This is a genomic window from Cronobacter malonaticus LMG 23826, assembly GCF_001277215.2.
GTDB lineage: Bacteria > Pseudomonadota > Gammaproteobacteria > Enterobacterales > Enterobacteriaceae > Cronobacter > Cronobacter malonaticus.
Window position 1 is genome coordinate 1388442 of record NZ_CP013940.1, and the last position, 25853, is coordinate 1414294.

The window sequence follows — 25853 nt, forward strand, 5'->3', positions numbered from 1 at the left end:
TTGATGCGCGAGCCCCGCTGTCAGCGTGCGGCGAAAAGGGCGAGCGTATATTTCAGAGGTCAACATGAAGTTACTCATTCTTGGCAACCACACCTGCGGAAACCGTGGCGACAGCGCCATCCTGCGCGGTCTTATCGATGCGATAGCGCTTCAGGATCCTTCAGCGGAAGTGGACGTGATGAGCCGCTACCCGGTGAGCTCCGCCTGGCTGCTGGACAGAGAGGTCATGCCTGACCCGCTCTACAAACAGATGAAGCAGTTTAACAACGCGGCGGGCGTGATGGGCCGCGTGAAGAAAGTGCTGCGCCGCCGCTACCTGCACCAGGTGCTACTCGCCAAAGTGACCGGCAACGGCAAACTGCGCAATATCTCCCTGCCGCAGGGCTTTACCGATTTTGTCGGCCTGCTTGGCAACTATGACGCGATTATCCAGGTCGGCGGCTCGTTCTTCGTCGATCTCTACGGCACCCCGCAGTTCGAACACGCGCTGTGCGCCTTTATGGCGAAAAAACCGCTGTTTATGGTGGGCCACAGCGTCGGCCCGTTCCAGGAGCCGCAGTTTAATCAGCTCGCCAACTATGTGTTCGGCCATTGCGACGCGCTGATCCTGCGCGAAACCGTGAGTCTGGATCTCATGAAAAAAGGCCAGATTGACACCTCGAAAGTGGAACTGGGCGTCGATACCGCCTGGCTGGTTGAGCATCACAATGACGATTTCGTCGCGAGCTACGCGGTGCAGCACTGGCTGGACGTGGCGGCGCGTGATAAGACCGTGGCGATTACGCTGCGCGAACTGGCGCCGTTCGACAAACGTCTCGGCACCACCCAGCAGGCCTATGAACAGGCTTTTGCAAATGTGGTGAACCGCATTATCGACGAAGGCTATCAGGTGCTGGCGCTCTCCACCTGTACCGGCATCGACAGCTACAACAAAGATGACCGCATGGTGGCGCTGAATCTCAGCAAGCTGGTGAAAGATCCGTCGCGCTTCCATGTGGTGATGGATGAACTGAACGATCTTGAAATGGGCAAAATCCTCGGCGCGTGCGAACTGACCGTCGGCACCCGTCTGCACTCGGCGATTATCTCAATGAACTTCGGGACGCCGGCGATTGCCATTAACTACGAACACAAATCTGCAGGCATCATGCAGCAGCTCGGTATGCCAGAGATGGCGATTGAGATCCGCCACCTGCTGGACGGCTCGTTGCAGGCGATGGTGGGCGACACGCTCGGCCAGCTGCCGGCGATTAACGAACGCCTCGCCACGGCAGTCGCCGCCGAGCGCGAGAAAGGCCATCAGATGGTGAAATCGGTGCTGATGCGCGCGGGAGGAGCCCGATGAAAGTCAGCTTCTTTCTGCTGAAATTCCCGGTCGCTTCCGAAACGTTCGTCCTGAACCAGATCGTCGGCTTTATCAACATGGGGTATGAGGTGGAGATCGTCTCGCTGCAGAAGGGCGATCTGAAAAATACCCATGCCGCATACACCGAATACAACCTGGCACAGAAAACCCGTTTTCTGCTGGAAGAGCCGGAAGGCAAAGCCGCGAAGCTTAAATATCGCGCCAGCCATACCGCCCGCGGGCTGTTTAACGCCCGCACCTGGCGTGCGCTCAACATGGCGCGCTACGGCGACGAGGCGCGCAACCTGATCCTCTCTGCCATTTGCGGACGCGTGCCCGGCACGCTGAAGGCCGATGTGTTTATCGCGCACTTTGGCCCGGCGGGCGTGACCGCCGCCAAGCTTCGCGAGCTGGGCGTGCTGGACGGCAAAATCGCGACCGTGTTCCACGGCATCGATGTGTCGCACCGTGAAGTGCTGACGCGCTATACGCCAGAGTATCAGCAGCTTTTCCGCCGCGGCGATTTGATGCTGCCGATTAGCGAACTGTGGGCCGAACGCCTGAAGGCGATGGGCTGCCCGCAGGAGAAAATCGCCGTCTCGCGCATGGGCGTGGACATGGAGAAATTCTCGCTGCGTCCGCTCAAGCAGCCAGGCACGCCGCTGGAGATTATCTCCGTTGCGCGTCTGACCGAGAAAAAGGGGCTGCATGTAGCGATCGAGGCCTGCCGTCTTCTGAAAGGCCGTGGCGTGGACTTTCGTTACAACATCCTGGGCACCGGGCCGTGGGAGCGCCGCCTGCATACGCTGATTGAGCAGTATGGCCTTGAAGACTGCGTCTTTATGCCAGGCTTCAAGCCGAGCCACGAAGTGAAAGCGATGCTCGACGAGGCCGATCTGTTCCTGCTGCCTTCCGTCACCGGCGTGGATGGCGATATGGAAGGTATTCCGGTCGCGCTGATGGAGGCGATGGCCGTGGGCATTCCGGTTATCTCCACGCTGCACAGCGGCATTCCGGAGCTTATCGATGCCGAAAAATCGGGCTGGCTGGTGCCGGAAAACGACGCGCACGCGCTGGCGGACAAGCTTCAGGCCTTTGCGCAAATCGACGAGCAGACGCTGCGCCCGATGCTATCCCGCGCCCGTGAAAAAGTGGAAACCGAGTTTAACCAGCAGCGCATCTACCGCGAACTCGCGGGCCTGCTGCAAACCCTGTAACCCGAGGTTTTATGCGTAAAATCATGACGTCCGGGCGTCTTTCTCGCCGGACTTTCGTGCAGGCCAGCGCCGCTGCGGCGCTGATGCCGCTGCTGCACAGCCGCGCCGCCCAGGCCGTCACGGGCGGCAAAACCGTCAATGTTGCTGATTTCTACAAGGACAACTGGCCGCAGGCGTTTAAGCTGGCTTTTAATGAAGCGCAGACTGTGGAAGTGCCCGAAAGCCTCACCTGCGACAACATTAACAGCCCGGTGTTTATGCCGGCCGGAAAAACCCTGCGGGTGCTCGGTGCGCTTAAGGGCAACGGCAAAGGGCGTTTTATTTTGCAGGACGGCTGCCAGATTGTGGGTGAGAAAAAAGGGCGTTTGCATAACATCATCCTCGACGTGCGCGGCTCGCAGGTAGCGATTAAAGGCATCGAGATGAGCGGTTTCGGCCCGGTCATGCAGATTTACATCGGCGGCAAAAAGCCGCAAAAGATGCAGGATCTCGTGATCGACGATATCTATATTCACGACGCCAACTACGGCATTCTTCGCCAGGGTTTTCATAACGAACTGCGCAATGTGCGGATCACTAACGGGCGATTTGAGCGCCTGCAGGGCGACGCCATCGAATGGAACGTGGCGATTAATGATTCAGAGCTTCTCATCTCCGACCACGTCCTCGACCAGATCAACTGCACCAACGGCAAAATCAACTGGGGCATCGGCATTGGTCTTGCGGGCAGCACCTACGATAACGCCTACCCGGAAAGCCAGGCGGTGAAGAACTTCGTGGTGGCGAATATCACCGGCAGTAACTGCCGCCAGCTGGTGCATGTGGAGAACGGCAAGCATTTCGTTATCCGTAATGTGAAAGCGAAAAACATCACGCCGGACTTCAGTAAAACCGCAGGCATCGATAACGCGACGGTCGCGATTTACGGTTGCGATAACTTCCTTATTGATGACATCAATATGGTGAACAGCGCCGGGATGCTGATTGGTTACGGCGTTATTAAAGGGAATTACCTGTCGATTCCGCAGAACTTTAAGCTCAACAACATCCATATGGATAACCGTAACCTGCCTTATAAGCTGCGCGGCATTCAGATCTCATCCGGCAACGCGACGTCGTTTGTCGCTATCACGAACGTCGATATGAAGCGCGCGACGCTGGAGCTGCATAACAAGCCGCAGCATCTGTTTGTGCGTAACGTGAAAGTGATGCAGGAGTCGTCCGTCGGCCCGGCGCTGAAGATGCGCTTTGATCTGCGCAAAGATGTGCGCGGCCGCTTTATGGCCAAAGACGATACGCTGCTGTCGCTTGCCAACATTCAGGCGGTGAACGAGAAAGGGCAGAGTTCGGTCGACATTGACCGCGTGGATCATCAGCACGTGAACACGGAAATGCTGAATTTTGCGCTGCCGCAAAGGACACGCTAAACAACATGCCGGATTTAATAAAGTGCTGATCGTACGATACCAGATGCGTGTTTTCTGTGCAAAGTCACGCGATTTGATACTGGCGATCCGGCTGTAAAAGCTTATACTTCCTCAAATTAATAAGGGAACTCATTAACTGAAAGACGCTTCCTGATAATAGGATGGCGCTTTCAGTTTTTTATTGAAGCAGTCACTAACACATCGGGCAGGATATGAAAGAGAAGGTGATTTTTATCGGCGCGTCTGGGTTTGTCGGCACCAGACTCATTGAGAGGGCACTGTCTGACTTCGATATCACGAATTTTGACAAGCAAAACAGCCATTTCTATCCCGATATCACGGTAGCGGGCGATGTGCGTGATAAAGCCTCGCTTGAGAAACAGCTTAGCGAATGTTCGACCGTTGTGTTACTGGCCGCAGAGCATCGTGATGATGTTAGCCCTACCTCGCTTTACTATGACGTTAACGTTCAGGGCACCCGTAACGTGCTTGAAGCAATGGATAAGCACAACATCAAGAATATCATTTTCACCAGTTCTGTAGCGGTGTATGGCCTCAATAAAAAGAACCCAGATGAAAACCACCCGGTCGACCCTTTCAATCATTATGGCAAAAGCAAATGGCAGGCTGAAGAAGTGTTGCGTGAATGGTTTAACCGCGCGCCTGAGAGTCGTTCGTTAACCATTGTGCGCCCGACTGTCATTTTCGGAGAGCGCAACCGCGGAAACGTCTATAATTTACTCAAGCAAATCGCCAGCGGCCGTTTTGCTATGGTGGGGAAAGGTAATAACTACAAATCAATGGCTTATGTAGGCAATATCGTTGAGTTTATTACCTGGAAGCTGAAAAACGTTACACCTGGATATCAGGTCTACAATTACGTGGATAAGCCGGATCTGAACATGAACCAGCTTGTCGCGGAAGTAGAGAAGAGTCTCGACAAAAAGATCCCTTCGGTCCATTTGCCTTATCCAGTCGGTATGCTCGGTGGCTACTGTTTCGATGTGCTGAGCAAAGTGACGGGTAAGAAGTATGCTGTCAGCGCCGTGCGTGTGAAAAAATTCTGCGCAACGACGCAGTTTGATGCCACCAAAGTCCATCAGTCTGGCTTTGTCGCGCCGTACTCGCTTTCAGAAGGGCTCGATCGCACGCTTCAATATGAATTTGTCGCCGTAAAACACGACGACATTACTTTCGTTTCTGAGTAAGCGCTCTGACATTAAAGGAAAACGCGCAGGTTCTTTTCTGCGCGGAAAGGATGCTCTGGAAATCGTATTTGGCTGTTTTCCGAATTCTCTGAGCCCAATCAAGAGTTAAGTCAGTTCTTATGTTATCAGGTATCTGAAAATCGCAGAATGACAGCCGTTGAGAGACTCAAATAGCTTAACCTGGCTGTGATTGACCAAATTCAAGATAACAAACATTTAGAGGTGGATAGAGATGGTTAATTTGAAAGCAGTTATTCCCGTCGCAGGGCTAGGCATGCACATGCTGCCTGCCACCAAAGCGATTCCAAAGGAGATGCTGCCGATCGTCGATAAGCCAATGATTCAGTATATTGTCGACGAAATCGTAGCGGCGGGAATCAAGGAAATTGTGCTGGTTACCCACTCCTCCAAGAACGCGGTTGAGAACCACTTCGACACCTCTTACGAACTCGAAGCGCTGCTCGAACAGCGTGTGAAGCGCCAGCTTCTGGCGGAAGTGCAGTCTATCTGCCCGCCGGGCGTGACCATTATGAACGTGCGCCAGGCGCAACCGCTGGGCCTCGGCCATTCTATTCTGTGCGCGCGTCCGATTATCGGCGATAACCCATTTGTGGTCGTGCTGCCGGATGTTATTATTGATGCCGCTTCTGCTGACCCACTGCGTTATAACCTGGCCGCTATGATTGCGCGCTTCCAGGAAAATGGCCGCAGTCAGGTACTGGCGAAGCGTATGGCGGGCGATCTCTCTGAATACTCCGTGATAACCACCCAGGATCCGCTGGACACCGAAGGTAAAATCAGCCGTATCGTTGATTTCATCGAGAAGCCGGATCAGCCGCAGACGCTGAATTCCGATCTGATGGCAGTCGGGCGCTATGTGCTCTCTGCCGATGTCTGGGAAGAGCTCGTGAAAACCGAGCCGGGCGCCTGGGGACGTATTCAGCTGACTGACGCCATCGCGCGCCTTAACGAGAATCAGCCCGTTGAAGCGATGCTGATGACCGGCGATAGCTACGATTGCGGCAAAAAAATGGGTTACATGAAGGCGTTCGTCAACTACGGCCTGCGTAACCTGAAAGAAGGGCAGAAGTTCCGCGAAAGCATCAAGAAGCTGCTGGCGTAAGCCAGCCGCGTTGCGCAGAACGCTATACAGGCAGGATAGCCTTTGATAAAACGGCAGTTGAGCATTCGGGTTGATAAGCATTTATACTCGACGGACTCGCTGCCGTTTTGTTTTTTTGGTGCAGTAAAGCAGTAAAGCAGTAAAGCAGTAAAGCAGTAAAGCAGTAAAGCAGTAAAGCAGTAAAGCAGTAAAAGGTAAGTAAAGGTGCAACTGTGCCCTTGTTCCAATACCCTGTTAGATAAGCTCATCGCCTGTTCCAAAAATTGCTGCATTCTCAGTACACTGGTAGCTGTTGAGCCAGGGGCGGTAGCATTGTTGAGGTTATATGATATCTATAGTAACTCCTACTTTTAACTCTGAGCACCATATAAAAAGACAATATGATAGATTTCGTGAGTTCCTCTCTAAGGATATTCAGTGGGTTATCGTTGACGATGCTAGTTCAGACAATACAGAACATACCGTTAAGAGTTTCGATAACCAGTTTATTATTTATCATAAGCTTGAAGAAAACTCTGGGCCATCAATTGCGAGACATAAAGGTGTAGAACTTGCTAAAACTGATTTGGTTTATTTTCTAGATGCCGATGACATTCTATTGAAAAAAAATTTCCAATTATTCTTGCGATTTATTAATGAAAAAAAATGTGCAGAATTTGATTTTTTTTATGCGCCATCATTTACGTCTGATAATGAAATTGATATAGACAAAGCAAGACAACAGCCTGGGAAAAAAGAGCGTATAATAAAGAAGGCGACCGATTATATTAGATATGGGATGCCAAATTTCAGTAGCTTAGCAATCCGCAAGAAATTTTTCCTTGATAATGTTCCTTTTAACTCTCTTCCTTGGGGCGAAGATATTGCAACTTATCTATATCTGGTTAATAAGGGAGATGGGATTAAATGGAAATTGCCTGTAAGTTGCTATATTATCACAGGAGATGGTAGAGGGAGTTATCTTTCATTTAAAAATCGAATTAAATTATTCTATTTTCTATTAAGATATTCTTTCAGTAAACCTATAAAAATTGAAAATTTTGTATTCTCAACTTATATGATTTTGAGAAGCATATCTAGCTATATATATAAGAAAATAAGAGGATGAGATGATTTTTTTGTTTATAATTCATGATGGACTCCGTAGAGAAATGTTCAAGAGTCTCTATGAAAAAGCTCAAGCTAATGGTATCAAAAGCTATATAATTTGCTTTAGTATACGCGAATATTTTTGGTTTCTTACCAAAGGTTTTGACAGTAAAACGATATCATTGATTCAGTATAGCGATTCTGATGACATTATTGATGATTTGGAAAGCACAATTGATGTTGCAGCGGGATTCATTAATATTAAAAGCGCCTCTAAGATTTATCATTCAACTTATAAATCGCTTAATAAATATGAGACGGAGAGTGATAATATATACATATTTGGTGGTAACGGATTACATTCTTTTGATAAAGCAATATTAAAGTTTAAAAATGAAAACAAACATGTTTATTCGGTGTTTACAGAGTTATCAAACATTGATGGTAAATTATTTTTTGATAGCTTGGGTTCAAATGCTAGTTCATTCTTTTATAGCCTACTCAAGAACAATGAAATTAATTTCAAAAAATGTAATGGCGCTAACATTAATGAATGGAAAAATAATTATTGCAAGAGTAAACTAAATAATCATAACGTTAAGCAAGCAACACAGAAAAGGTCACTTAAAAATTTCGTACATAGGCTATCTGGAATTATTGAGTTCATAACAAGACTACCATCGTATCAGCGTTTTAAAATCGATGAAGCGTTATATACTAAAAAAAAGGTCATGAAAAAGCTATATATGGATGAGTGGAATCCGTATAAAGATAATATTGATGGGATTGGAGAGTTTATTCTATTTCCATTACAAGTATTTGGCGACTCACAAATAAAACTACACTCTAAAATTGATAATGAAAAAGCACTTTATATAGCCTGTAAAGAAGCCCTAAAATTGAAACTGCCCTTAGTAGTAAAACCGCACCCTGCAGAGCCGGATGCCAGTGTACTGAAAAAAATTTTAGAAATGAAAAAAAGCAATAAGTTTTTCATTTCCACTGATAATACATTTTCACTCATAAAAAAATCAAAAAAAGTAATAGTGATAAATTCAACCGTAGGGTTGGAAGCTATCTTTTGCAATAAAGAGGTAATTTTCTTAGGCGATAGTTTTTACAAATATTTCGTTAATGATGACGTTCTAAGTTATTATATAAATGAATGGCTTGTTGATATTGATATATTTGAACCAAGCGTCATAACAGATACGGAGTTTCGCAAAATTATTAATATAGCAAAAAACAAACATCATGCTTAAATCTATTTTATCAATGGTGCTAGTACGTGGCTTAACACTATTTTTTCCCTTGTTATTAATTCCCCTACAAATAAAGTTATTAGGGATCGATCAATATGGTTATTATAATGTCTTATTAGCTTATGGTTCTATTGCATCTGTTTTTTTAAATTTTGGCTTTGACTACACAGTGAGTCGAAATATATCACGGGTATATGATAATATAAAAATGGTTTCACACTATTATAGTGTGGCCCTTGTTAGCAAGACGTTTCTCTTTATTGGAGTTTCAATAGTCATAGCATTAATATTCTTTTACAAAGGTCAAATAAAACATTCTATCGGGATAATTATATTTTGTGTGAGCCAGGTCGTGATGCCTGTATATCTTTTTCAGGGTCTAAGACGAATGGGATACTTGGTCTACAATACTCTTTTTTGTAACTTCGCTTTCTGTTTTTTCTTGTTCTTCTTGGTTTTTATACATGGAAACGCAACAAGTATGTATCTTTATACCGTGTACTCCATAATTAATCTTATATCTTCATTTCTAATGATATACATAATTCACAAGAAGTTAGATATAAAATTGGTTAAAGTTGGTTTTAAAGATGTTTATTTACAGATGAAGGACGGCATGTGGATATTCTTTTCACGGATAATGAGTATGGGGCTTTCTCAGCTATCTATTATTTTACTTTCTGGTTTGCTCAATCCAACATTATTAGGAGTCTATAGTCTTGCTGACAAATTAGTCAGGGCAGCTAATTCAATATTTTACGCTTTTCAGCAAGCCACCTATCCTTATTTCTGCAGTAATGCACCGAGAAAAAACTTTATAGGACTAACTATTGCCTTGGTTATAATGGCATTATTAGGAGTTGTTGTACTTTATTTTTCTGAAAATATTTTAATTCACTTTTTCCCAGAGTTAAAATCCAGTTTTATGATAGTTATTCTTATGTTTACCGCTTTGATACCAATGGCATTAAGTGGAATGATTGGAGTTAATTTCTTATTAGCACAGGATCATAACCGGTCATTCACAATCTGTTTATGTATAGGTGCATTATGGAATATTATCATGCTTAAATTTTACGTAACACGCAATTCAATTTTAGACGCAGCATTTGCATTAGTTTCTACAGAAATTGTGGTCGTAGTGGCTATGTTGGCATCAGTATTATTTATTACGAGAATAATAAAAGATGCCAAGTGAATTCAATAACATTTATGAAAATAAAATCATGCCGGTTTTATATTTAATAGCACTTTCTGTATTTGTGGTATATCCAAATACAGGGGGGGTTATTTTAATCTTACTTGTTCTCATAACCGGTATAAAAATAAAAATTAATCTTAATGCTTATATATTATTTGTAATTACGCTGTTTTCAGGCATATTGGCCACAAAGGCATTGCATGGTGAAGGGAACGACTATGTCACCTATTATTATAATGTGCTGGAAGGAAGTTATCCAACATGGGCTGAAAGTAAAACAGATTTCTTTTTTTGGGAATGTATATCGGCAATAATGAAATTAACGCCACAAAAAGACCCTTTTGTTTTTTTTTGGATTGTCAATTTTATATCATTCTTCCCTTACATGATTTACTATAATTATCTATGCAAAGTATATGGCATTGTCGACTCATCTAAAATTGCAAGTATTTTTTTTATTTTACTCTTATCATCTTTTTCGTTCTGGAATTTATATGGGAATTATATTCGTCAGGCTTGGGTAATTACATACTTTATCGGTGTAGTCATATTACTTATTGAAAAGAGAAAGATACCAGCTCTCGCTTTTTCTATGGTGGTTGCTATGTCTCATAGCACGGGGATAATATTATTAATAATAATCCCGTTATATAGATTGGTTCATAAAGTTAATTTACAAAAAATTGCCGCGGTTTCGATCGTGTTTCTAAGTATAACTTTTTTTGTACCTGTGTCATCTTTGCTAGATTCATTATTGCCTGGATATATTTCTTCTAAATTGAATTTTTATGCATCATGGGATGGATCAGATTTTGGCAAAGTTGCTATCATAAGAGTTCTGATGATCTCATTTATGGTATATCTTCTGGATTTTTTAATATTTAGATGTGCTGTTATGCGTAGTGAGCTTTATAAGTTTATGGTCTTTACTCTAATCTCGCTAACTATTATGGTTGCATTAGTATCAAATATATCGAAAGTGGTTGAAAGGCTATATTATTTTGTGGTTCTTATTTTTTACATTATTATAAGTCTACAATATAATCACTTCAAGAAAGTACTTACTACTGAATCAAACATTGTCGCAACCATATTTCTGATTTATGGCGCAGGTGGATTTCTGATTTATAACCTCTATTCTTCATTGTCTTACAATCCTGCATATTATGATGCAAATATTATAAGTTTCTTTGTTTCAAAGTTTAGGTTTTAAAATGGCTTATTCAAAAACGGCAGTTGCTATTTTAGCTCATAAGAACATCGATTATATAATCGAATTAGCTCGAATATATCCTGATACACTATTTGTCGTCCATTTTGACCTCAAAGCTAAATTTGATGAAAGCAAAAAAAAGGGCATGCCTCACAATTTACATTTTATCGAAAAAAGGATTTCTGTATATTGGGCTGGTTATAGTCAGGTTGAAGCAGCGATAAAACTTTTTACCTATATTATAAAGTTCGAGCATATTAATTATATTCACTTGATGAGCGCAGAATGTTTTCCACTTATACCTTTTTCAGAAATGGAACGTGAATGGGAAAAAGTTCCACATATAAATTATATAGAAAGTCACTACAGAGCCGATAATGAATGGCGGGTAAGAACATGGATGCCTCATGCAAATACGAAACACATGCGCACCATCCCTGGAAAGGTACTAAAGAGAATACTCAGATTTATCTCGGGTTTTGTTAATACATCTGGAATAAAAGATATCGCTTATTATGGATCATTATGGTTTTCAATTAACAAGAAATTTGCTGAAAGAATTGTAAAAGAAAATGAAAATGGTTCATATTTTAAAAAATATAAAAGAATAACCTGTGCGGATGAACATGTTTTTGCTTCTTTTATCAGGACTCAAACTGATTGTATAGCAGCAGATAATAACAAGCGATATATTGATTTTCCCTCGGGAGCAGCAAATCCATACTATCTGGACCTCGACGACATTATGAAAATGAATGATACACTGGAGCAGAAAAATTGGTTCAGTAGAAAGTTTTATGAAACTCAGATGTTAAATAAACTCAAAGAATTTAAAAAATGATTAATTTTAGTTCACCTGTTGCTGAATTTTCAGTACTGATGTCTGTATATTGTAAAGAAAACCCTGTATTTTTAAAAGAAAGCTTATCAAGCGTTTATTCAAACTCTCTCAAGCCTGCAGAAGTTGTTTTGGTTGAGGATGGTCCTTTAACGGACTCCCTTTACGAAGTTATTGATTATTACAAAAGTACACATGGGTTGATTACCGTTAAGCTTGATAGTAACCGTGGACTCGGTGTAGCACTTAATAAAGGTATTGAAGCATGCACTTATGAGATTATTGCTAGAATGGATACAGATGATATATGTGATCATAAGCGTTTTGAAAAGCAATGGTCATTTATGATAAGTCATCCGAACTCTGCGTTATTAGGGGGAACTATTGTTGAATACACTAATGATTGGTCGAAGGAAACTGGATTGCGAAAAGTTCCTTTAAAAAAAGAAGACATAGTCAAAATGGCTGTGAGTCGCAATCCTTTTAACCATATGTCAGTAATGTTTAAAAAGAGTGCTGTGATAAAATGTGGTGGATATCAGCATCACTTGTTTATGGAAGATTATAATTTATGGCTACGTCTTATTGCTTCTGGATATGAAGTTGCAAATTTACCAGATGTACTAGTTAAGGTTAGAGCTGGTAATGAAATGATAAGTCGCAGACGAGGACTGCTATATATAAAAAGTGAGTATACCCTGATGAAGCTTAAAAATAAACTCGGCATCGGGAATACATTTACAACATTTTCTGTTTTTTTTATAAGAGCCTTAACAAGATATATGCCAGCGAAAATACTCAAGGCAATGTATTCTGCTTTAAGAACAAGAAAATAAAATTTCAGGTGCTATATACATCAGATGAAATATGAAAATATCCAGATTGGCCGAGGTGTCGCAGCGTTAGTGGTGGCATTTCATCACCTATTATTGCCACAGTTACAAATGGTCTTTCCACATAGTATTTTGTTTCAAGTACTGCATTTTAACTATATGGGGGATTTTGCTGTTTATTTTTTCTTCTGTATAAGTGGCTTTGTGATGATCCTCTCCTGTACAGAACGTCCAAAATCAGCAAAAGATTTCATTTTTGATAGAATTATCAGAATTTATCCATTATACATAACTTTTACATTAATTTCTTTGATAACATTTCGCTACACTAGAGGTGATTGGTCTTGGTTGATAAATTTAAATTATTACCCCAAGGATATAGGCGAAATAATTAGCTCGTTAACTTTATTCCCACCTTTAACTAACTCAGAACGTTTTGCAATGCCTTTGGCCTCAGCATGGAGTCTGGTATATGAAATGTTTTTCTATATATTATTTGCATTTTTATTATTTTTTTTCAAAATAAAATATTTACCGCATGTATTATTAATTATTTTCATTTCTTTATTTTTGATTATTAATCTTGCTTTTGAGCCTGTTCGTGGTCGATGGGTCCACTGGCCATATGTTATCTCTGATTTAATAAATTTATGCTTTGCTATTGGGGGGGTTATTATACTTTGCTCCCAAGTGGATTCCAAATAAAAAATGGGTTCCCGGTATTCTCATTACGGTAATGCTTCTAGTGTTAATGTTATTACCCGAGTTTTATCACTCAAAAATAACATTGATGGTATTTGCTATTTTGGTTTTTTATTTGGTTCTCTCCCTAACATATACGGATAATTCATTGGGAAGGATTCTCTGTTATCTTGGAAATGCTTCATACAGTATTTATTTGACACATATTGTTTTCAACTCATTAAGTTGGTATGCAATAAAAATAAGTTGGATAGCCGGTTTAAGCCTTTTTCTTGCCGCCATTATATTTGGATGTTTAGTATATCATTTTGTTGAAAGGCCGATAGCTCGATTTTTTAAGAAAAAGATGGCTTCACGGCAGAGTTAGTTAAGCAACCTTTATCTGTTTTTGTCATTAAAACTTCTATTCTTAAAGTATAATCGGTTAACATCTAAGATACATTTCAAGCCGCGCACAAATCGCGGTGACCACACCTGACAGGAGTATGTAATGTCCAAGCAACAGATCGGCGTCGTCGGTATGGCAGTCATGGGGCGCAACCTGGCGCTCAACATTGAAAGCCGTGGTTATACCGTCTCCGTATTCAACCGCTCTCGTGACAAAACTGAAGAAGTGATTGCCGAAAATCCGGGCAAAAAACTGGTTCCTTATTATACCGTTCAGGAGTTTGTCGAGTCGCTGGAAACCCCGCGTCGTATCCTGCTGATGGTTAAAGCAGGCGCGGGTACTGATGCGGCCATTGACTCCCTGAAACCGTATCTGGAAAAAGGCGACATCATCATTGATGGCGGCAACACGTTCTTCCAGGACACTATCCGTCGCAACCGCGAGCTTTCCGAAGAAGGCTTCAACTTTATCGGCACCGGCGTTTCCGGCGGCGAAGAGGGCGCTCTGAAAGGCCCGTCCATCATGCCTGGCGGCCAGAAAGAAGCTTACGAACTGGTTGCGCCGATCCTTAAAGAGATTGCGGCCGTTGCGGAAGGCGAACCGTGCGTCACCTATATCGGTGCGGATGGCGCTGGTCACTACGTGAAAATGGTGCATAACGGCATCGAATACGGCGATATGCAGCTGATTGCTGAAGCGTACTCATTGCTGAAGCACGGTCTGAACCTGTCTAACGAAGATCTGGCGAAAACCTTCGCCGAGTGGAACGAAGGCGAGCTCAGCAGCTACCTGATCGATATCACCAAAGACATCTTCACCAAAAAAGATGAAGACGGTAACTACCTGGTTGACGTTATTCTGGACGAAGCGGCGAACAAAGGTACCGGTAAATGGACCAGCCAAAGCTCGCTGGATCTTGGCGAACCGCTGTCTCTCATCACTGAATCCGTATTCGCACGTTATATCTCTTCCCTGAAAGAGCAGCGTGTTGCGGCATCTAAAGTGCTGAGCGGCCCGCAGGCTAAACCGTTCGCAGGCGATAAAGGCGAATTCATTGAGAAAGTCCGCCGCGCGCTGTACCTCGGTAAAATCGTCTCTTACGCGCAGGGCTTCTCTCAGCTGCGTGCCGCGTCTGAAGAGTACAACTGGGATCTGAACTACGGCGAAATCGCGAAAATTTTCCGCGCGGGCTGCATCATTCGTGCACAGTTCCTGCAGAAAATCACTGACGCGTACGCTGAAAATCCGTCCATCGCGAACCTGCTCCTGGCGCCATACTTCAAGAAAGCGGCAGATGATTACCAGCAGGCGCTGCGTGATGTTGTGGCGTATGCCGTACAGAACGGTATCCCGACTCCGACTTTCTCCGCTGCCATCGCTTACTACGACAGCTACCGTTCTGCGGTACTGCCAGCGAACCTAATTCAGGCACAGCGTGACTACTTCGGCGCGCACACCTACAAGCGCACCGATAAAGAAGGCGTATTCCACACCGAGTGGATGGATTAACTGCTTTTTTGCTGATGACAAGCCCGGTTCTCCGGGCTTTTTTTACATCTGATGCCAGCGCCCGAAGCCGCCAACAGCCTTAAACGTAGCCAGTAAGCGCGCTATTTTCAGTATTTTCCCAGCTTTCATTTGCGGCTGGGTATGCAATCATTCCGGCTTGCATCTACACTCATGGCTGGTGTGGCTTGATCATAATAATTAGTTGAGAAATAAGGATTGTATGAGCAAAGAATTTCAGGGCGGCGCTTTACCGCACAGCAATGGCAGCCCGGAACAAATCGATCTTATTGACCTTCTGGTGCAACTCTGGAAGGGAAAAATCACTATCATTGCGACGATTATCGTGATGATTTTGCTGGCTGTACTTTACCTCTTCGTCGCGAAAGAAAAATGGACGTCAACGGCTATCGTGACGATGCCGGACGCCGGTCAGATTGCCAGTTATAACAACGCCATGAATATCCTGTATGGCAACGCAGCGCCGAACGTTACAGACGTGCAGCAGCGCGTGGTAGGGCGCTTTAGCTCTGCGTTTTCCGCGCTCTCTGAAACGCTGCAAAACCAGCAAGAGCCGGAACAACTGACCATCGATATGGCGGTTAAAGGCCAGCCGCTGCCGCTGAAAGTCACTTATCAGGGAGAAACCGCACAATCAGCGCAGAAAAAGCTGGCGGAATACATCCAGCAGGTGGATGAGGAGATCGCCAAAGAGCTGAACAAAGACCTCACCGATAATGCGACGGCCCGTCAGAAAGAGCTTCAGGAGTCGCTTGCGACGCAGGAGAAAGTGGCGCAAGAGCAGAAAGATTTGCGCATCAAACAAATCGCCGAAGCGCTAAAATTCGCGCAGGAATCGAACGTTACCTCCCCTCAGATGCCGCAGGCGCAGGAGGTCACGCAGGACACACTGTTTTTGTTAGGCAGCGAGGCGCTCTCGTCGATGATCAAAAACGAATCGACGCGTCCGCTGGTCTTTAGCGATGCGTATTATCAGACCAAACAGAACCTGCTGGATATTTCGAAACTTAAAGTCGACGAATCTTCCCTGCATGCCTATCGCTATGTGATGAAGCCAACCGAGCCACTGCGCCGCGACAGCCCGAAACGCGCGCTGGTGTTGGTTCTCGCCGTATTACTGGGCGGCCTGATTGGCTCTGCGATTGTGCTGTGTCGCAACGCGATCCGCGAGCACGCCTCGCGCCAGTTACGTTAATCTGTCATAAAGAAAAGGCCGCATTGTGCGGCCTTTTTTACTTTTATTTTCAGTGGATTATTTATGCCGACCGCGCAGGTTTTCAATCACCGCGCTGAGATCCAGTTCCTGATCCTGCAACAGCACCAGCAGGTGATACATCAGGTCGGAGGCTTCGTTCACCAGCTCGTCGCGGTCGTGAACCGTGGCGGCCAGCGCCGTCTCCACGCCTTCTTCACCCACTTTTTGCGCGATACGCTTGGTGCCGCTGGCGTAAAGCTTCGCGGTGTAAGAGCTATCCGGCGATGCGGTTTTACGCGCGGCCAGCAGCTCTTCGAGCTGGTAGAGGAAATGCCACTGGTGATGCGCTTCGCCAAAGCAGCTGGAGGTGCCGAGGTGACAGGTTGGGCCAATGGGGTTAGCCAGCACCAGCAGCGTGTCGTTATCGCAGTCCGGCGTAATGCTCACCACATTCAGAAAGTGACCCGACGTCTCGCCTTTGGTCCACAGTCGCCCTTTGGTGCGCGAGAAAAACGTGACCTTGCCGCTCTGCTCGGTTTCGCGCAGCGCCTCCTGATTCATGTAACCCAGCATCAGCACCTCGCCGGAAACCGCATGCTGCACCACGACCGGCAGCAGCCCGTCGGTTTTTGCCCAGTCCAGTTGGGCCCGCTGTTGTTCTGTTAACACACCCGTATCTCCACGCCTTGCTGAGCCAGAAACGCTTTCAGCTCGCCAATATTAATAATCTGTTTGTGGAACGCTGACGCGGCCAGCGCGCCGTCAACGTTCGCCTCGCGAAAGGCGTCCAGAAAGTGATCCATCGTCCCGGCGCCGCCGGAGGCGATAAGCGGCACGCGGCACGCCTCACGTACTTTTTTCAGCTGCACCAGATCATAGCCGTTACGCACGCCGTCCTGGTTCATCATATTCAGCACAATTTCACCCGCGCCGCGCTGCTGCACTTCCCGCACCCAGTCCAGCGTTTCCCACTGCGTCACGCGGGTGCGGCTTTCGTCGCCGGTGTACTGGTTAACATGATATTTGCCGGTTTGCTCATCAAACCAGGTATCGATGCCCACCACGATGCACTGTACGCCGAAGCGATCCGCAAGGCGGGTGATCAGCGTCGGGTCCGCCAGCGCCGGGGAGTTCACGGAAATTTTGTCCGCGCCGAAAGAGAGAATTTGCGCCGCGTCTTCCAGGGTTTTGATCCCGCCCGCCACGCAGAAAGGGATATCGATGACTTCCGCCACGCGTGTGACCCAGCTCTTATCTACCACGCGGCCATCGCTTGAGGCGGTGATATCGTAAAAGACCAGCTCATCGGCGCCTTCTTCGGCGTAGCGTTTCGCGAGCGGCACGATGTCGCCGATGATTTCATGGTTGCGAAACTGCACACCTTTGACGACTTGCCCGTCGCGTACGTCAAGGCAGGGGATTATCCGTTTTGCCAGCATTGGATCGCCTCCGTTACGTTAAATTTGCCTTCCAGCAGCGCGCGGCCGACGATCACGCCGCCCACACCGCTGCCGCGCAGCGCGCGAATATCCGAAAGTTCGCCGATGCCGCCGGAGGACTGGAACGCCACCTGCGGATAGCGCACGCAGATTTCTTCATACAGCGCCACGTTCGAGCCAGACAGCGTCCCGTCGCGCGAGATATCCGTGCACAGCACATGTTTAAGCCCTGCGGGCAGGTAGCTTTCCACCAGCGTTTCCAGCGTCACGCCGGAATTTTCCTGCCAGCCGCTCACGGCGACCTGCTTATTACCCGCGTCGTCGATACGCACGTCGAGCGCCAGCACCAGCGCGTCGGCACCGAAGCGCTTAAACCAGCGCTGCACGTCCTGCGGCGCTTTTACCGCCGTCGAGCCGACCACCACGCGCGCCACGCCTGCGTCCAGCAGTGCCGCCACGTCATCTTCGCTGCGCACGCCGCCGCCGACCTGCACCGGCACGTTGACGCCCGCCACCAGTTTTTGAATCAGCGAAATCTGACGCTTCGCCGGATCTTTCGCGCCGGTTAAATCCACCAGATGCAGCAGCTGCGCGCCCTGCGCTTCGTAATCCTGCAGGCGCGGCAGCGGGTCACGGCCATAATCGCGCTGCTGGCCATAATCGCCCTGATGCAGGCGCACCACCGTGCCGTCAATTAAATCCAGAGCCGGAATAATCATTTACATCTCCAGGAAGTTTTTCAGCAGCTGCGCGCCCGCGGCCCCTGAGCGTTCCGGGTGGAACTGCACCCCCCAGAAGTTATCTTTCTGCACCGCGGCGGTGAACGCCTCGCCATAGGTGCACTGTGCGATCGTGTTCGCGTTCACCGGCATCGCGTAGCTGTGCACGAAGTAAAACCAGGCACCATCTTCGATACCGCGAAACAGCCGGTCGCCCGCTTTGGCATAAACACGGTTCCAGCCCATGTGCGGCAGCGGCAGGCCGTGGTCGGTCATTTTCGGCACCGGCTGATCGATAATGCCCAGCAGATCCACACCATTATTCTCTTCGCTGCGGCTGCCGAGCAGCTGCATACCGAGACAGATCCCCAGCACCGGCTGGGTACAGGCTTTGATTAAATCGACCAGATCGCGCTCAATGATCTGCTGCATCGCCGCCTCGGCGGTGCCGACGCCGGGCAGAAAGAGTTTATCGGCGCGCAGCACCACATCCGGGTCGCGGCTCACGACCGGCTCATAGCCGTGGCGGCGTACCGCCGACTGTACCGAGTGCAGGTTGGCGCAGCCGGTATCCAGAATCACCACGTTCATCACAGCACTCCTTTTGAAGAGGGCAGGATTTCGCCTTCGACACGGATCGCCTGACGCAGCGTGCGGCCAAACGCTTTAAACAGGCTTTCAACACGGTGGTGATCGTTTTTGCCTTTAGTTTTCAGGTGCAGCGTGACGCCCATGGTGTAAGAGAGCGAGCGGAAGAAGTGTTCCACCATTTCGGTGCTGAGATCGCCCACGCGCTGATAATTGAACTCGGCTTTATATTCGAGGTGCGGACGCCCGGAGATATCGAGCGCGCAGCGCGCGAGGCACTCATCCATCGGCAGCACAAAGCCGAAGCGGCTAATGCCGCGCTTGTCGCCAAGCGCCAGCTTCAGGGCTTCGCCCAGCGCCAGACCGGTATCTTCCACGGTGTGGTGATCGTCGATATAGAGATCGCCTTTGACGCCGATCTCCATGCGAAAGCCGCCGTGGGTGGCGATCTGGTCCAGCATGTGGTCGAAGAAGCCGACGCCGGTGTTGATTTTGCTGCCGCCTTCGCGGTCCAGCCACACTTTGACGTCAATCTGGGTTTCGCGGGTGCTGCGCTCAACGTGCGCGTAGCGATCGCGCTTTGTCAGGTGCTCGCCAATGGCGGCCCAGTTCAGGTCGGCGCGGTTGTAGCGCAGGCCCGTAATCCCCATGTTTTCGGCAAGCTCCACGTCGGTCGCGCGATCGCCAATCACATAGCTGTTCGCCGCGTCCATCACGCCCGGTTCGAGATAACGCCCGACCAGTTTCGTTTTAGGCTTGCGGCAGTCGCAGTTGTCCGTCGGGAAGTGCGGACAGATCAGCACATCTTCAAACAGCACGCCCTGAGAGGTAAAAATCTGCATCATCAGGTTATGCGGGCCGTCGAAATCCGCCTGCGGCAGGCTGTCGGTGCCAAGCCCGTCCTGATTGGTGATCATCACCAGCTTAAAGCCCGCTTTTTGCAGTTGCAGCAGTACCGGGATTGCGTCCGGCTCGAAAGCCAGCTTGTCAAAACGATCGACCTGGAAATCTTCCGGCGGCTCGGCAATCAGGGTGCCGTCGCGGTCAATAAAGAGATACTTCTGGCTCATACTCGCTCCGTGGCCGCAAGGCCGGGTTGGTCACGCAGGGCGTCAATCACGCGCTGGCACTCTTCGCGGGTGCCGACGGTAATGCGCAGGCAGCCGCTGAGTGTCGGTTGTCTGTTCTGGTCTCTTAAGATAATGCCCTGATCCCACAGCGATTTAAATACCGCGCTGGAGGCCGTGATACGCGCCAGCACATAGTTGGTTTCACTGTCGAAAACCGCCTCGACGCACGGCGTCTCGCGCAGGCCCGCTACCAGAACATCGCGGTTAGCCAGCACCTGCGCCACGCGCTCGCGCATCGCGGTGATGCCTTGCGGGCTTAACGCTTGCGCAGCGATATCCGCCACCGGCGTTGAAAGCGGGTAGGGCGCAATAACCTTCAGCAGCAGGTTAATGACCTCTTCGTTCGCGAGCGTAAAGCCGCAGCGCAGCCCGGCGAGCGCAAAGGCTTTAGAGAGCGTGCGCAGCACGACGAGGTGCGGATACTCGCCAAGCCAGCCCGCGAGCGTCGCCTGCGGACAGAACTCAATATAGGCTTCATCCGCCACCACAATGGCTTTGCCGCGCGCCATCTCAAGCAACGTGCGCAGATCCTGCGGGTTAATCAGCTGGCCGGTCGGGTTATTGGGGCTGCAGACGAAAATGACCTTAACGCCGTCAAGCTGTTCGGCAATCGCCGGCAGATCAAGCTGCCAGCCGTCCGTTGCCTGCACGGTGCGACACTCCACGCCAATGGTTTCGGCGCTGACGCTGTACATGCCGTAGGTCGGCGGGCAGTAGAGTACGGCGTCGCGGCCCGGCTCGCAGAAGGCGCGGAGCAGCAGCTCAATGCCTTCATCCGCGCCGCGGCTGACCAGCACCTGCTCAGGTTTCACGCCCGCGTACTGCGCGTAACGCTCAATGACGAGTTTCGGCTGGCACTCCGGGTAGCGGTTGAGCGTCTGCGCGGTCAACTGAAATTCCACGGCTTGCGGGTATTCATTAGCGTTCAGCCAGACATCGCCATTGCCGCCGAGACGGCGCGCAGACTGATAGGGCGTCAGAGTGCGCACGTTCTCGCGCGCGAGTTCTTCAATGCTCATGCTTGCTCCTTCAGGGCTGCCACACGCAGCGTCACGGCGTTTTTGTGGGCGGTGAGCTGTTCGGCCGCCGCCAGGGTTTCGATGGTTTCAGCGAGCGCGGAAAAGCCCGCGGGCGTTAACTCCTGCACCGTCATGCGCTTCTGGAAATCCGCCAGGCCAAGGCTTGAGCTGGTGGCGGTGTAGCCGTATGTCGGCAGCACATGGTTGGTGCCGGAAGCGTAATCGCCTGCCGATTCCGGTGACCAGTCGCCTAAAAAGACCGAGCCTGCGCTGGTGATATCATCGACCAGATCGCGTGCGTTGCGGGTCTGGATGATTAAGTGCTCCGGGCCGTACTGGTTAGAGATAGCCACGCACTGCGCGAGATCGCGCGCCACGATGATGCGGCTTGCCGTGAGCGCCTGGCGGGCGGTTTCCGCGCGCGGCAGCGCCTCAAGCTGGCGGGCGGTGGCGTCGGCCACGGCCTGCGCCATTGCCGCATCCGGCGTGAGCAGAATGACCTGCGAGTCCGGGCCGTGCTCGGCCTGCGAGAGTAAATCGGAGGCGACGAAATCCGGCGTCGCGCCGCTGTCGGCAATCACCAGCACTTCAGACGGCCCGGCAGGCATATCGATTGCTGCGCCGTCGAGACGCTGGCTGACCTGGCGTTTGGCTTCGGTCACAAAGGCGTTACCCGGCCCGAAAATTTTATCCACTTTCGGCACGCTTTCCGTACCGAAGGCGAGCGCGGCAATCGCCTGCGCGCCGCCTGCCTGAAAGACTTCCTGCACGCCGCAGAGCTTCGCGGCATAGAGAATTTCATCGGCGATGGGCGGCGGAGAGCAGAGCACCACCCGTTTGCAGCCCGCGATGCGCGCGGGCGTCGCGAGCATCAGCACCGTCGAGAAGAGCGGCGCGGAGCCGCCCGGAATATAGAGCCCGACCGACGCCACCGGGCGCGTCACCTGCTGACAGCGCACGCCGGGCAGAGTTTCGATATCCACAGGCGCGAGCTGTTGCGCGCGGTGAAATTTCTCAATATTCGCGACCGCGACCGCCATCGCCTGTTTGACGTTATCGTCAAGGCGCGCGGCGGCGGCGTCAATTTCTTCCGGGGTGACGCTCAGCGCCGCGACCTCGGTTTTATCAAACTTCGCGCTGTACTCGCGCAGCGCCGCGTCGCCGCGGGCTTTGACGGTATCAAGAATTTCCGCCACGGTGCGGGTAATGCTTTCCGAGGCTGAGATAGCCGGGCGCATCAGCAGTTCACGCTGCTGCTGCGCGCTACAGGCATTCCAGTCAACGATCGTCGTAAAGGTCATGGCGGTCACTCCATCATCTTCTCAATCGGCAGCACCAGAATGGAGCTGGCGCCCAGCGCTTTCAGTTTTTCCATGGTTTCCCAGAACAGGGTTTCGCTACTCACCATGTGCATCGCCACGCGCTGCTGATCGCCTGCCAGCGGCAGAATGGTCGGACGCTCGGCGCCCGGCAGCAGGGCAATCACTTCATCGAGGCGCTCGGTCGGCGCGTGCAGCATGATGTATTTCGATTCGCGCGCCTGGATAACGCCCTGAATGCGGGTCAACAGTTTGTCGATAAGCTGCTGCTTCACGGCAGGCATCTCGCCGTCGCGCTGGATAAGACAGGCTTTGGAGCGGTAAATCACTTCCACTTCGCGCAGGCCGTTGGCCTCAAGGGTCGCGCCGGTGGAAACTAAATCGCAGATGGCGTCGGCAAGCCCGGCGCGTGGCGCGACTTCCACCGAGCCGTTCAGCAGGCAGGATTTAAACTGCACGCCTTTTTGATCGAGATAACGTTTAAGCAGGTGCGGGTAAGAGGTGGCGATACGTTTGTTATTCAGGCTTTCCGGGCCTTCCCAGACGTCGTCAACGGGCGTGGCGAGCGAGAGGCGGCAGCCGCCGAAATCAAGGCGACGCAGCGTGTAGTAGCGCGGGTCGTCGCCCTGGGCGCGGCGGGTCAGCAACTCTTCTTCCAGCACGTTTTCGCCGATGATGCCGAGATCGACCACGCCATCCATCACCAGGCCCGGAATATCGTCATCGCGCACGCGCAGGATGTCGATCGGCATATTCTCCGCCAGCGCGATCAGACGCTGGGTGTGCAGATTAATTTTTATGCCGCAGCGGGCCAGCAGTTCGCGCGAATCATCGCTTAAACGGCCGGATTTCTGAATAGCTATGCGTAAACGGTTGTTGTCTGTCATCTCGCCTTATCCTTGTTGATCTCGTTAAATTCGTCTGCCAACGCCCAATAAAAAAGCCCCCGGAAGATGATCTTCCGGGGGCTCTCTTAGCGTTCATGCACCACTGGAAGATCCGATCGTCTTCCAGCACACATCGCCTGAAAGACTAGTCAGGATGATGGTGATGGTGGTGGTTGTTAAACTGAACGCGTGTCATAAAATTCTCTTGTTGAATGCTTATTCAAAACCTGTCTTAACCGTAAACCATACCGGGCAGAGAAGGCAAGGGCTTTTTTTCATCATTAAAACCTTTCATATTCACTACACCAATTGTCAGCCCGCGGCGGCTGGCGTAGCCTGAAAAGACGCAGGCGCAAAGACGGAGCAGGAGAAAGCAATGAAAAAGGTCGCGATTGTCGGATTAGGGTGGTTGGGCATGCCGCTGGCGCTCGCGCTTAATGCCCGTGGCTGGCAGGTCGCTGGCAGCAAAACCACGGCCGACGGCGTGGAAGCCGCGCGCATGTGCGGTATCGAAAGCTATCAGCTGGAGCTGCTGCCGGAAATGGTGTGTGACAGCGAAGACCTTGAGGCGCTGTTTAACGCCGACGCGCTGGTGGTAACGCTGCCTGCGCGGCGTACCGGCGGCAACGGCGACTATTACTTACAGGCGGTGCAGCAGGTGGTGGACAGCGCGCTGGCGCACCAGATCCCGCGGATTATCTTTACCAGCTCCACCTCGGTCTATGGCGAGACGGAAGGCATCTGTAAAGAAACGACGCCCGCAAATCCGGTCACTGAAAGCGGGCGTGTGTTAAGAGAGCTTGAGCAGTGGCTGCACAATTTGCCAGGCACGTCTGTTGATATTCTGCGCCTCGCGGGGCTGGTAGGGCCAGGGCGTCATCCGGGCCGCTTTTTTGCCGGGAAAAGCGCGCCGAACGGCGGACATGGCGTCAATCTGGTGCATCTTGAGGACGTGATCGGTGCCATTACCCTCCTGTTGCAGTCGCCAAGAGGCGGGCATATTTATAACCTGTGCGCCCCACAGCACCCGACGCGTGCGGAGTTTTACCCGGTGATGGCGCGCCAGCTTGGCCTGGAGCCGCCGCGCTTTAGCGAAAGCCCGGCGGGCAGTAAAGGCAAGCTGATTGACGGCAACCGGATCTGCCATGAACTGGGGTTTGAGTATCTCTACCCGAACCCGCTGGTTATGCCAATGGAGTAAGCGCCTGATGGTCAGCCTGCCAGACGCGGCAGGCGGCCACAAAGGCATCGAAGATCTGTTTTGATAGCGGCTCGTCGTGCAGCGCGCCCCATTCCGGGTGCCACTGTACCCCGAAGGCGAACGGATGATCCGGGATACTGATAGCTTCAATCAGCCCGTCATCGGCGCGCGCTTCAATAAACACGCCGGGCCCCACTTCACGTATTCCTTGCTGATGCAGCGTATTCACCCGCACCGTTTCGCCGGGCGCGACCCAGCTGTCGAGCCAGCCGCCGGGCGTAATCTCAAGCCCGTGTACCGGCGCGAATTTCGCCTCCGGGCTGCCGTTCGGGTTAACTTCATGCTCGCGCAGCCCTTCAACATTATGCAGTTGCCGCCAGAGCTTGCCGCCGGTGGCGACCACCATCTCATGCACGCCGCGGCATGAACCAAGCAGCGGCAGGCCGGTATTGAGCGCGTGGCGCACCAGCATCAGCGCCAGTTTGTCGCGCCCCGGATCGTTACTGGCCTCCTGCGCCTCTTCGCCGTAGTGGTGCGGCTCAATGTTGCACGGGCTGCCGGGGAGAAAAATCCCGCTCAGCGATTTCAGCGCTGCCGCCAGGTAGAGCGGATCGTCCGCCAGATGGTGGGGCAGGGGAATGGCCACCGCGCCGAAGTGATAAAGCGGCGCCAGATAAAGATTTTCCACCGTTAAGATTAACTGTTCGTCCTGATTACTCTGACACATCAATACGCCGATGAGCGGCGGTGTGTTTACGGTCATGCTGGCTCGCCTGTTTCGCTGGGATACAGATCCTGTAGTTGAGCATTCGCAGCGGGTCAACTTTCCACGCGCCCGCTCTGGCGGAACTTTCGCCTTGAGCTATGTTTTGATCACGGGCGCTATTTGAGCGGTTTCGCCACCCTTTTTCGCGATGTAAAACTGCCGTACCGCTTCTTTCCGAACGTTAACGCCCCCCCGGTATACCAATGAGAATAATGTT

At 49.9% G+C, this 25853-nt stretch carries 25 protein-coding genes and 1 other annotated feature; of the genes, 15 read left to right on the forward strand and 10 right to left on the reverse strand.

What is annotated here, in order from left to right; translation table 11 throughout:
- The first annotated feature begins 64 nt into the window (after window positions 1-64).
- From wcaK to wzzB, 14 genes are all read left to right on the forward strand, one after another.
- Window positions 65-1345 carry a colanic acid biosynthesis pyruvyl transferase WcaK gene (gene wcaK / locus AFK66_RS06445; protein ID WP_007776303.1) on the forward strand — a complete coding sequence of 427 codons (1281 nt, stop codon included), beginning with the start codon at window positions 65-67 and terminating at the stop codon, window positions 1343-1345.
- Window positions 1342-2562, forward strand: a complete 1221-nt coding sequence (wcaL, locus tag AFK66_RS06450; protein ID WP_007776300.1) for a colanic acid biosynthesis glycosyltransferase WcaL — start codon at window positions 1342-1344, stop codon at window positions 2560-2562. Before wcaK ends, wcaL begins: the two co-directional genes overlap by 4 nt.
- Before the next feature lie 11 nt (window positions 2563-2573).
- Window positions 2574-3989 (forward strand): colanic acid biosynthesis protein WcaM, encoded by a 1416-nt coding sequence (wcaM, locus tag AFK66_RS06455; protein WP_023898438.1) that lies wholly within the window; start codon window positions 2574-2576, stop codon window positions 3987-3989.
- A gap of 212 nt (window positions 3990-4201) precedes the next feature.
- Complete coding sequence (locus tag AFK66_RS06460) at window positions 4202-5197, forward strand: NAD-dependent epimerase/dehydratase family protein (protein WP_007776295.1); 996 nt, start codon at window positions 4202-4204, stop codon at window positions 5195-5197.
- A gap of 232 nt (window positions 5198-5429) precedes the next feature.
- Window positions 5430-6320 carry a UTP--glucose-1-phosphate uridylyltransferase GalF gene (galF, locus tag AFK66_RS06465; RefSeq protein ID WP_007776293.1) on the forward strand — a complete coding sequence of 297 codons (891 nt, stop codon included), beginning with the start codon at window positions 5430-5432 and terminating at the stop codon, window positions 6318-6320.
- A gap of 325 nt (window positions 6321-6645) precedes the next feature.
- Entirely contained in the window at window positions 6646-7428 is a 783-nt protein-coding gene (locus AFK66_RS06470; protein WP_023898439.1) for a glycosyltransferase family 2 protein, read from the forward strand.
- 43 nt (window positions 7429-7471) lie between these two features.
- Window positions 7472-8671: a capsular polysaccharide export protein, LipB/KpsS family gene (locus AFK66_RS06475; RefSeq protein ID WP_023898440.1), complete on the forward strand. Its 1200-nt coding sequence runs from the start codon at window positions 7472-7474 to the stop codon at window positions 8669-8671.
- 13 nt (window positions 8672-8684) lie between these two features.
- A complete protein-coding gene (locus AFK66_RS06480) occupies window positions 8685-9869 on the forward strand; it encodes an oligosaccharide flippase family protein (RefSeq protein ID WP_007776283.1) in 1185 nt (394 codons plus the stop codon).
- Window positions 9859-11085, forward strand: coding sequence for an EpsG family protein (locus AFK66_RS06485; protein WP_023898442.1), 1227 nt, complete (start codon window positions 9859-9861; stop codon window positions 11083-11085). Before AFK66_RS06480 ends, AFK66_RS06485 begins: the two co-directional genes overlap by 11 nt.
- 1 nt (window position 11086) lies before the next feature.
- Window positions 11087-11926 carry a beta-1,6-N-acetylglucosaminyltransferase gene (locus tag AFK66_RS06490; protein ID WP_038882366.1) on the forward strand — a complete coding sequence of 280 codons (840 nt, stop codon included), beginning with the start codon at window positions 11087-11089 and terminating at the stop codon, window positions 11924-11926.
- Window positions 11923-12759, forward strand: coding sequence for a glycosyltransferase (locus AFK66_RS06495; protein ID WP_023898445.1), 837 nt, complete (start codon window positions 11923-11925; stop codon window positions 12757-12759). The genes AFK66_RS06490 and AFK66_RS06495 overlap by 4 nt, the downstream gene beginning before the upstream one ends.
- A gap of 24 nt (window positions 12760-12783) precedes the next feature.
- Window positions 12784-13461, forward strand: a complete 678-nt coding sequence (locus AFK66_RS21230; RefSeq protein ID WP_071603016.1) for an acyltransferase family protein — start codon at window positions 12784-12786, stop codon at window positions 13459-13461.
- 487 nt (window positions 13462-13948) lie between these two features.
- Complete coding sequence (gene gndA, locus AFK66_RS06500) at window positions 13949-15355, forward strand: NADP-dependent phosphogluconate dehydrogenase (RefSeq protein WP_007776277.1); 1407 nt, start codon at window positions 13949-13951, stop codon at window positions 15353-15355.
- A gap of 220 nt (window positions 15356-15575) precedes the next feature.
- Entirely contained in the window at window positions 15576-16568 is a 993-nt protein-coding gene (gene wzzB, locus AFK66_RS06505; protein ID WP_007776274.1) for an LPS O-antigen chain length determinant protein WzzB, read from the forward strand.
- A gap of 57 nt (window positions 16569-16625) precedes the next feature.
- Here wzzB and hisIE read toward each other — a convergent pair whose 3' ends face one another.
- The 9 genes from hisIE to hisL all read right to left on the reverse strand — a co-directional run bounded on the left by hisIE (window position 16626) and on the right by hisL (window position 23865).
- Window positions 16626-17237: a bifunctional phosphoribosyl-AMP cyclohydrolase/phosphoribosyl-ATP diphosphatase HisIE gene (gene hisIE / locus AFK66_RS06510; protein ID WP_007776270.1), complete on the reverse strand. Its 612-nt coding sequence runs from the start codon at window positions 17235-17237 to the stop codon at window positions 16626-16628.
- Window positions 17231-18007, reverse strand: coding sequence for an imidazole glycerol phosphate synthase subunit HisF (gene hisF / locus AFK66_RS06515; RefSeq protein WP_038882367.1), 777 nt, complete (start codon window positions 18005-18007; stop codon window positions 17231-17233). The genes hisIE and hisF overlap by 7 nt, the downstream gene beginning before the upstream one ends.
- Complete coding sequence (gene hisA / locus AFK66_RS06520; protein ID WP_007776264.1) at window positions 17989-18726, reverse strand: 1-(5-phosphoribosyl)-5-[(5-phosphoribosylamino)methylideneamino]imidazole-4-carboxamide isomerase; 738 nt, start codon at window positions 18724-18726, stop codon at window positions 17989-17991. Before hisA ends, hisF begins: the two co-directional genes overlap by 19 nt.
- Window positions 18727-19317, reverse strand: a complete 591-nt coding sequence (gene hisH, locus AFK66_RS06525) for an imidazole glycerol phosphate synthase subunit HisH (RefSeq protein ID WP_007776257.1) — start codon at window positions 19315-19317, stop codon at window positions 18727-18729.
- Window positions 19317-20384, reverse strand: coding sequence for a bifunctional histidinol-phosphatase/imidazoleglycerol-phosphate dehydratase HisB (hisB, locus tag AFK66_RS06530; RefSeq protein WP_007776255.1), 1068 nt, complete (start codon window positions 20382-20384; stop codon window positions 19317-19319). Before hisB ends, hisH begins: the two co-directional genes overlap by 1 nt.
- Window positions 20381-21463: a histidinol-phosphate transaminase gene (gene hisC / locus AFK66_RS06535; protein WP_007776253.1), complete on the reverse strand. Its 1083-nt coding sequence runs from the start codon at window positions 21461-21463 to the stop codon at window positions 20381-20383. The genes hisB and hisC overlap by 4 nt, the downstream gene beginning before the upstream one ends.
- The gene (gene hisD, locus AFK66_RS06540) at window positions 21460-22764 is read right to left on the reverse strand and encodes a histidinol dehydrogenase (protein WP_007776250.1); all 1305 of its coding nucleotides are present in this window, start codon (window positions 22762-22764) and stop codon (window positions 21460-21462) included. The genes hisC and hisD overlap by 4 nt, the downstream gene beginning before the upstream one ends.
- A 5-nt stretch (window positions 22765-22769) precedes the next feature.
- The gene (gene hisG, locus AFK66_RS06545; protein ID WP_004385872.1) at window positions 22770-23669 is read right to left on the reverse strand and encodes an ATP phosphoribosyltransferase; all 900 of its coding nucleotides are present in this window, start codon (window positions 23667-23669) and stop codon (window positions 22770-22772) included.
- Window positions 23670-23716: 47 nt separating this feature from the next.
- Window positions 23717-23839, reverse strand: a sequence feature (His leader region).
- The gene (gene hisL, locus AFK66_RS22260; protein ID WP_071601073.1) at window positions 23815-23865 is read right to left on the reverse strand and encodes a his operon leader peptide; all 51 of its coding nucleotides are present in this window, start codon (window positions 23863-23865) and stop codon (window positions 23815-23817) included. (Overlaps the previous feature by 25 nt.)
- Before the next feature lie 180 nt (window positions 23866-24045).
- Between hisL and AFK66_RS06550 the strand changes: the two genes are divergently transcribed.
- Window positions 24046-24870 carry an SDR family oxidoreductase gene (locus AFK66_RS06550; protein ID WP_007776238.1) on the forward strand — a complete coding sequence of 275 codons (825 nt, stop codon included), beginning with the start codon at window positions 24046-24048 and terminating at the stop codon, window positions 24868-24870.
- Here the strand turns inward: AFK66_RS06550 and AFK66_RS06555 are convergent.
- Window positions 24854-25633, reverse strand: a complete 780-nt coding sequence (locus AFK66_RS06555; RefSeq protein WP_007776235.1) for a gamma-glutamyl-gamma-aminobutyrate hydrolase family protein — start codon at window positions 25631-25633, stop codon at window positions 24854-24856. The two genes, AFK66_RS06550 and AFK66_RS06555, sit on opposite strands and share 17 nt — an antisense overlap.
- Window positions 25634-25853: the final 220 nt, after the last annotated feature.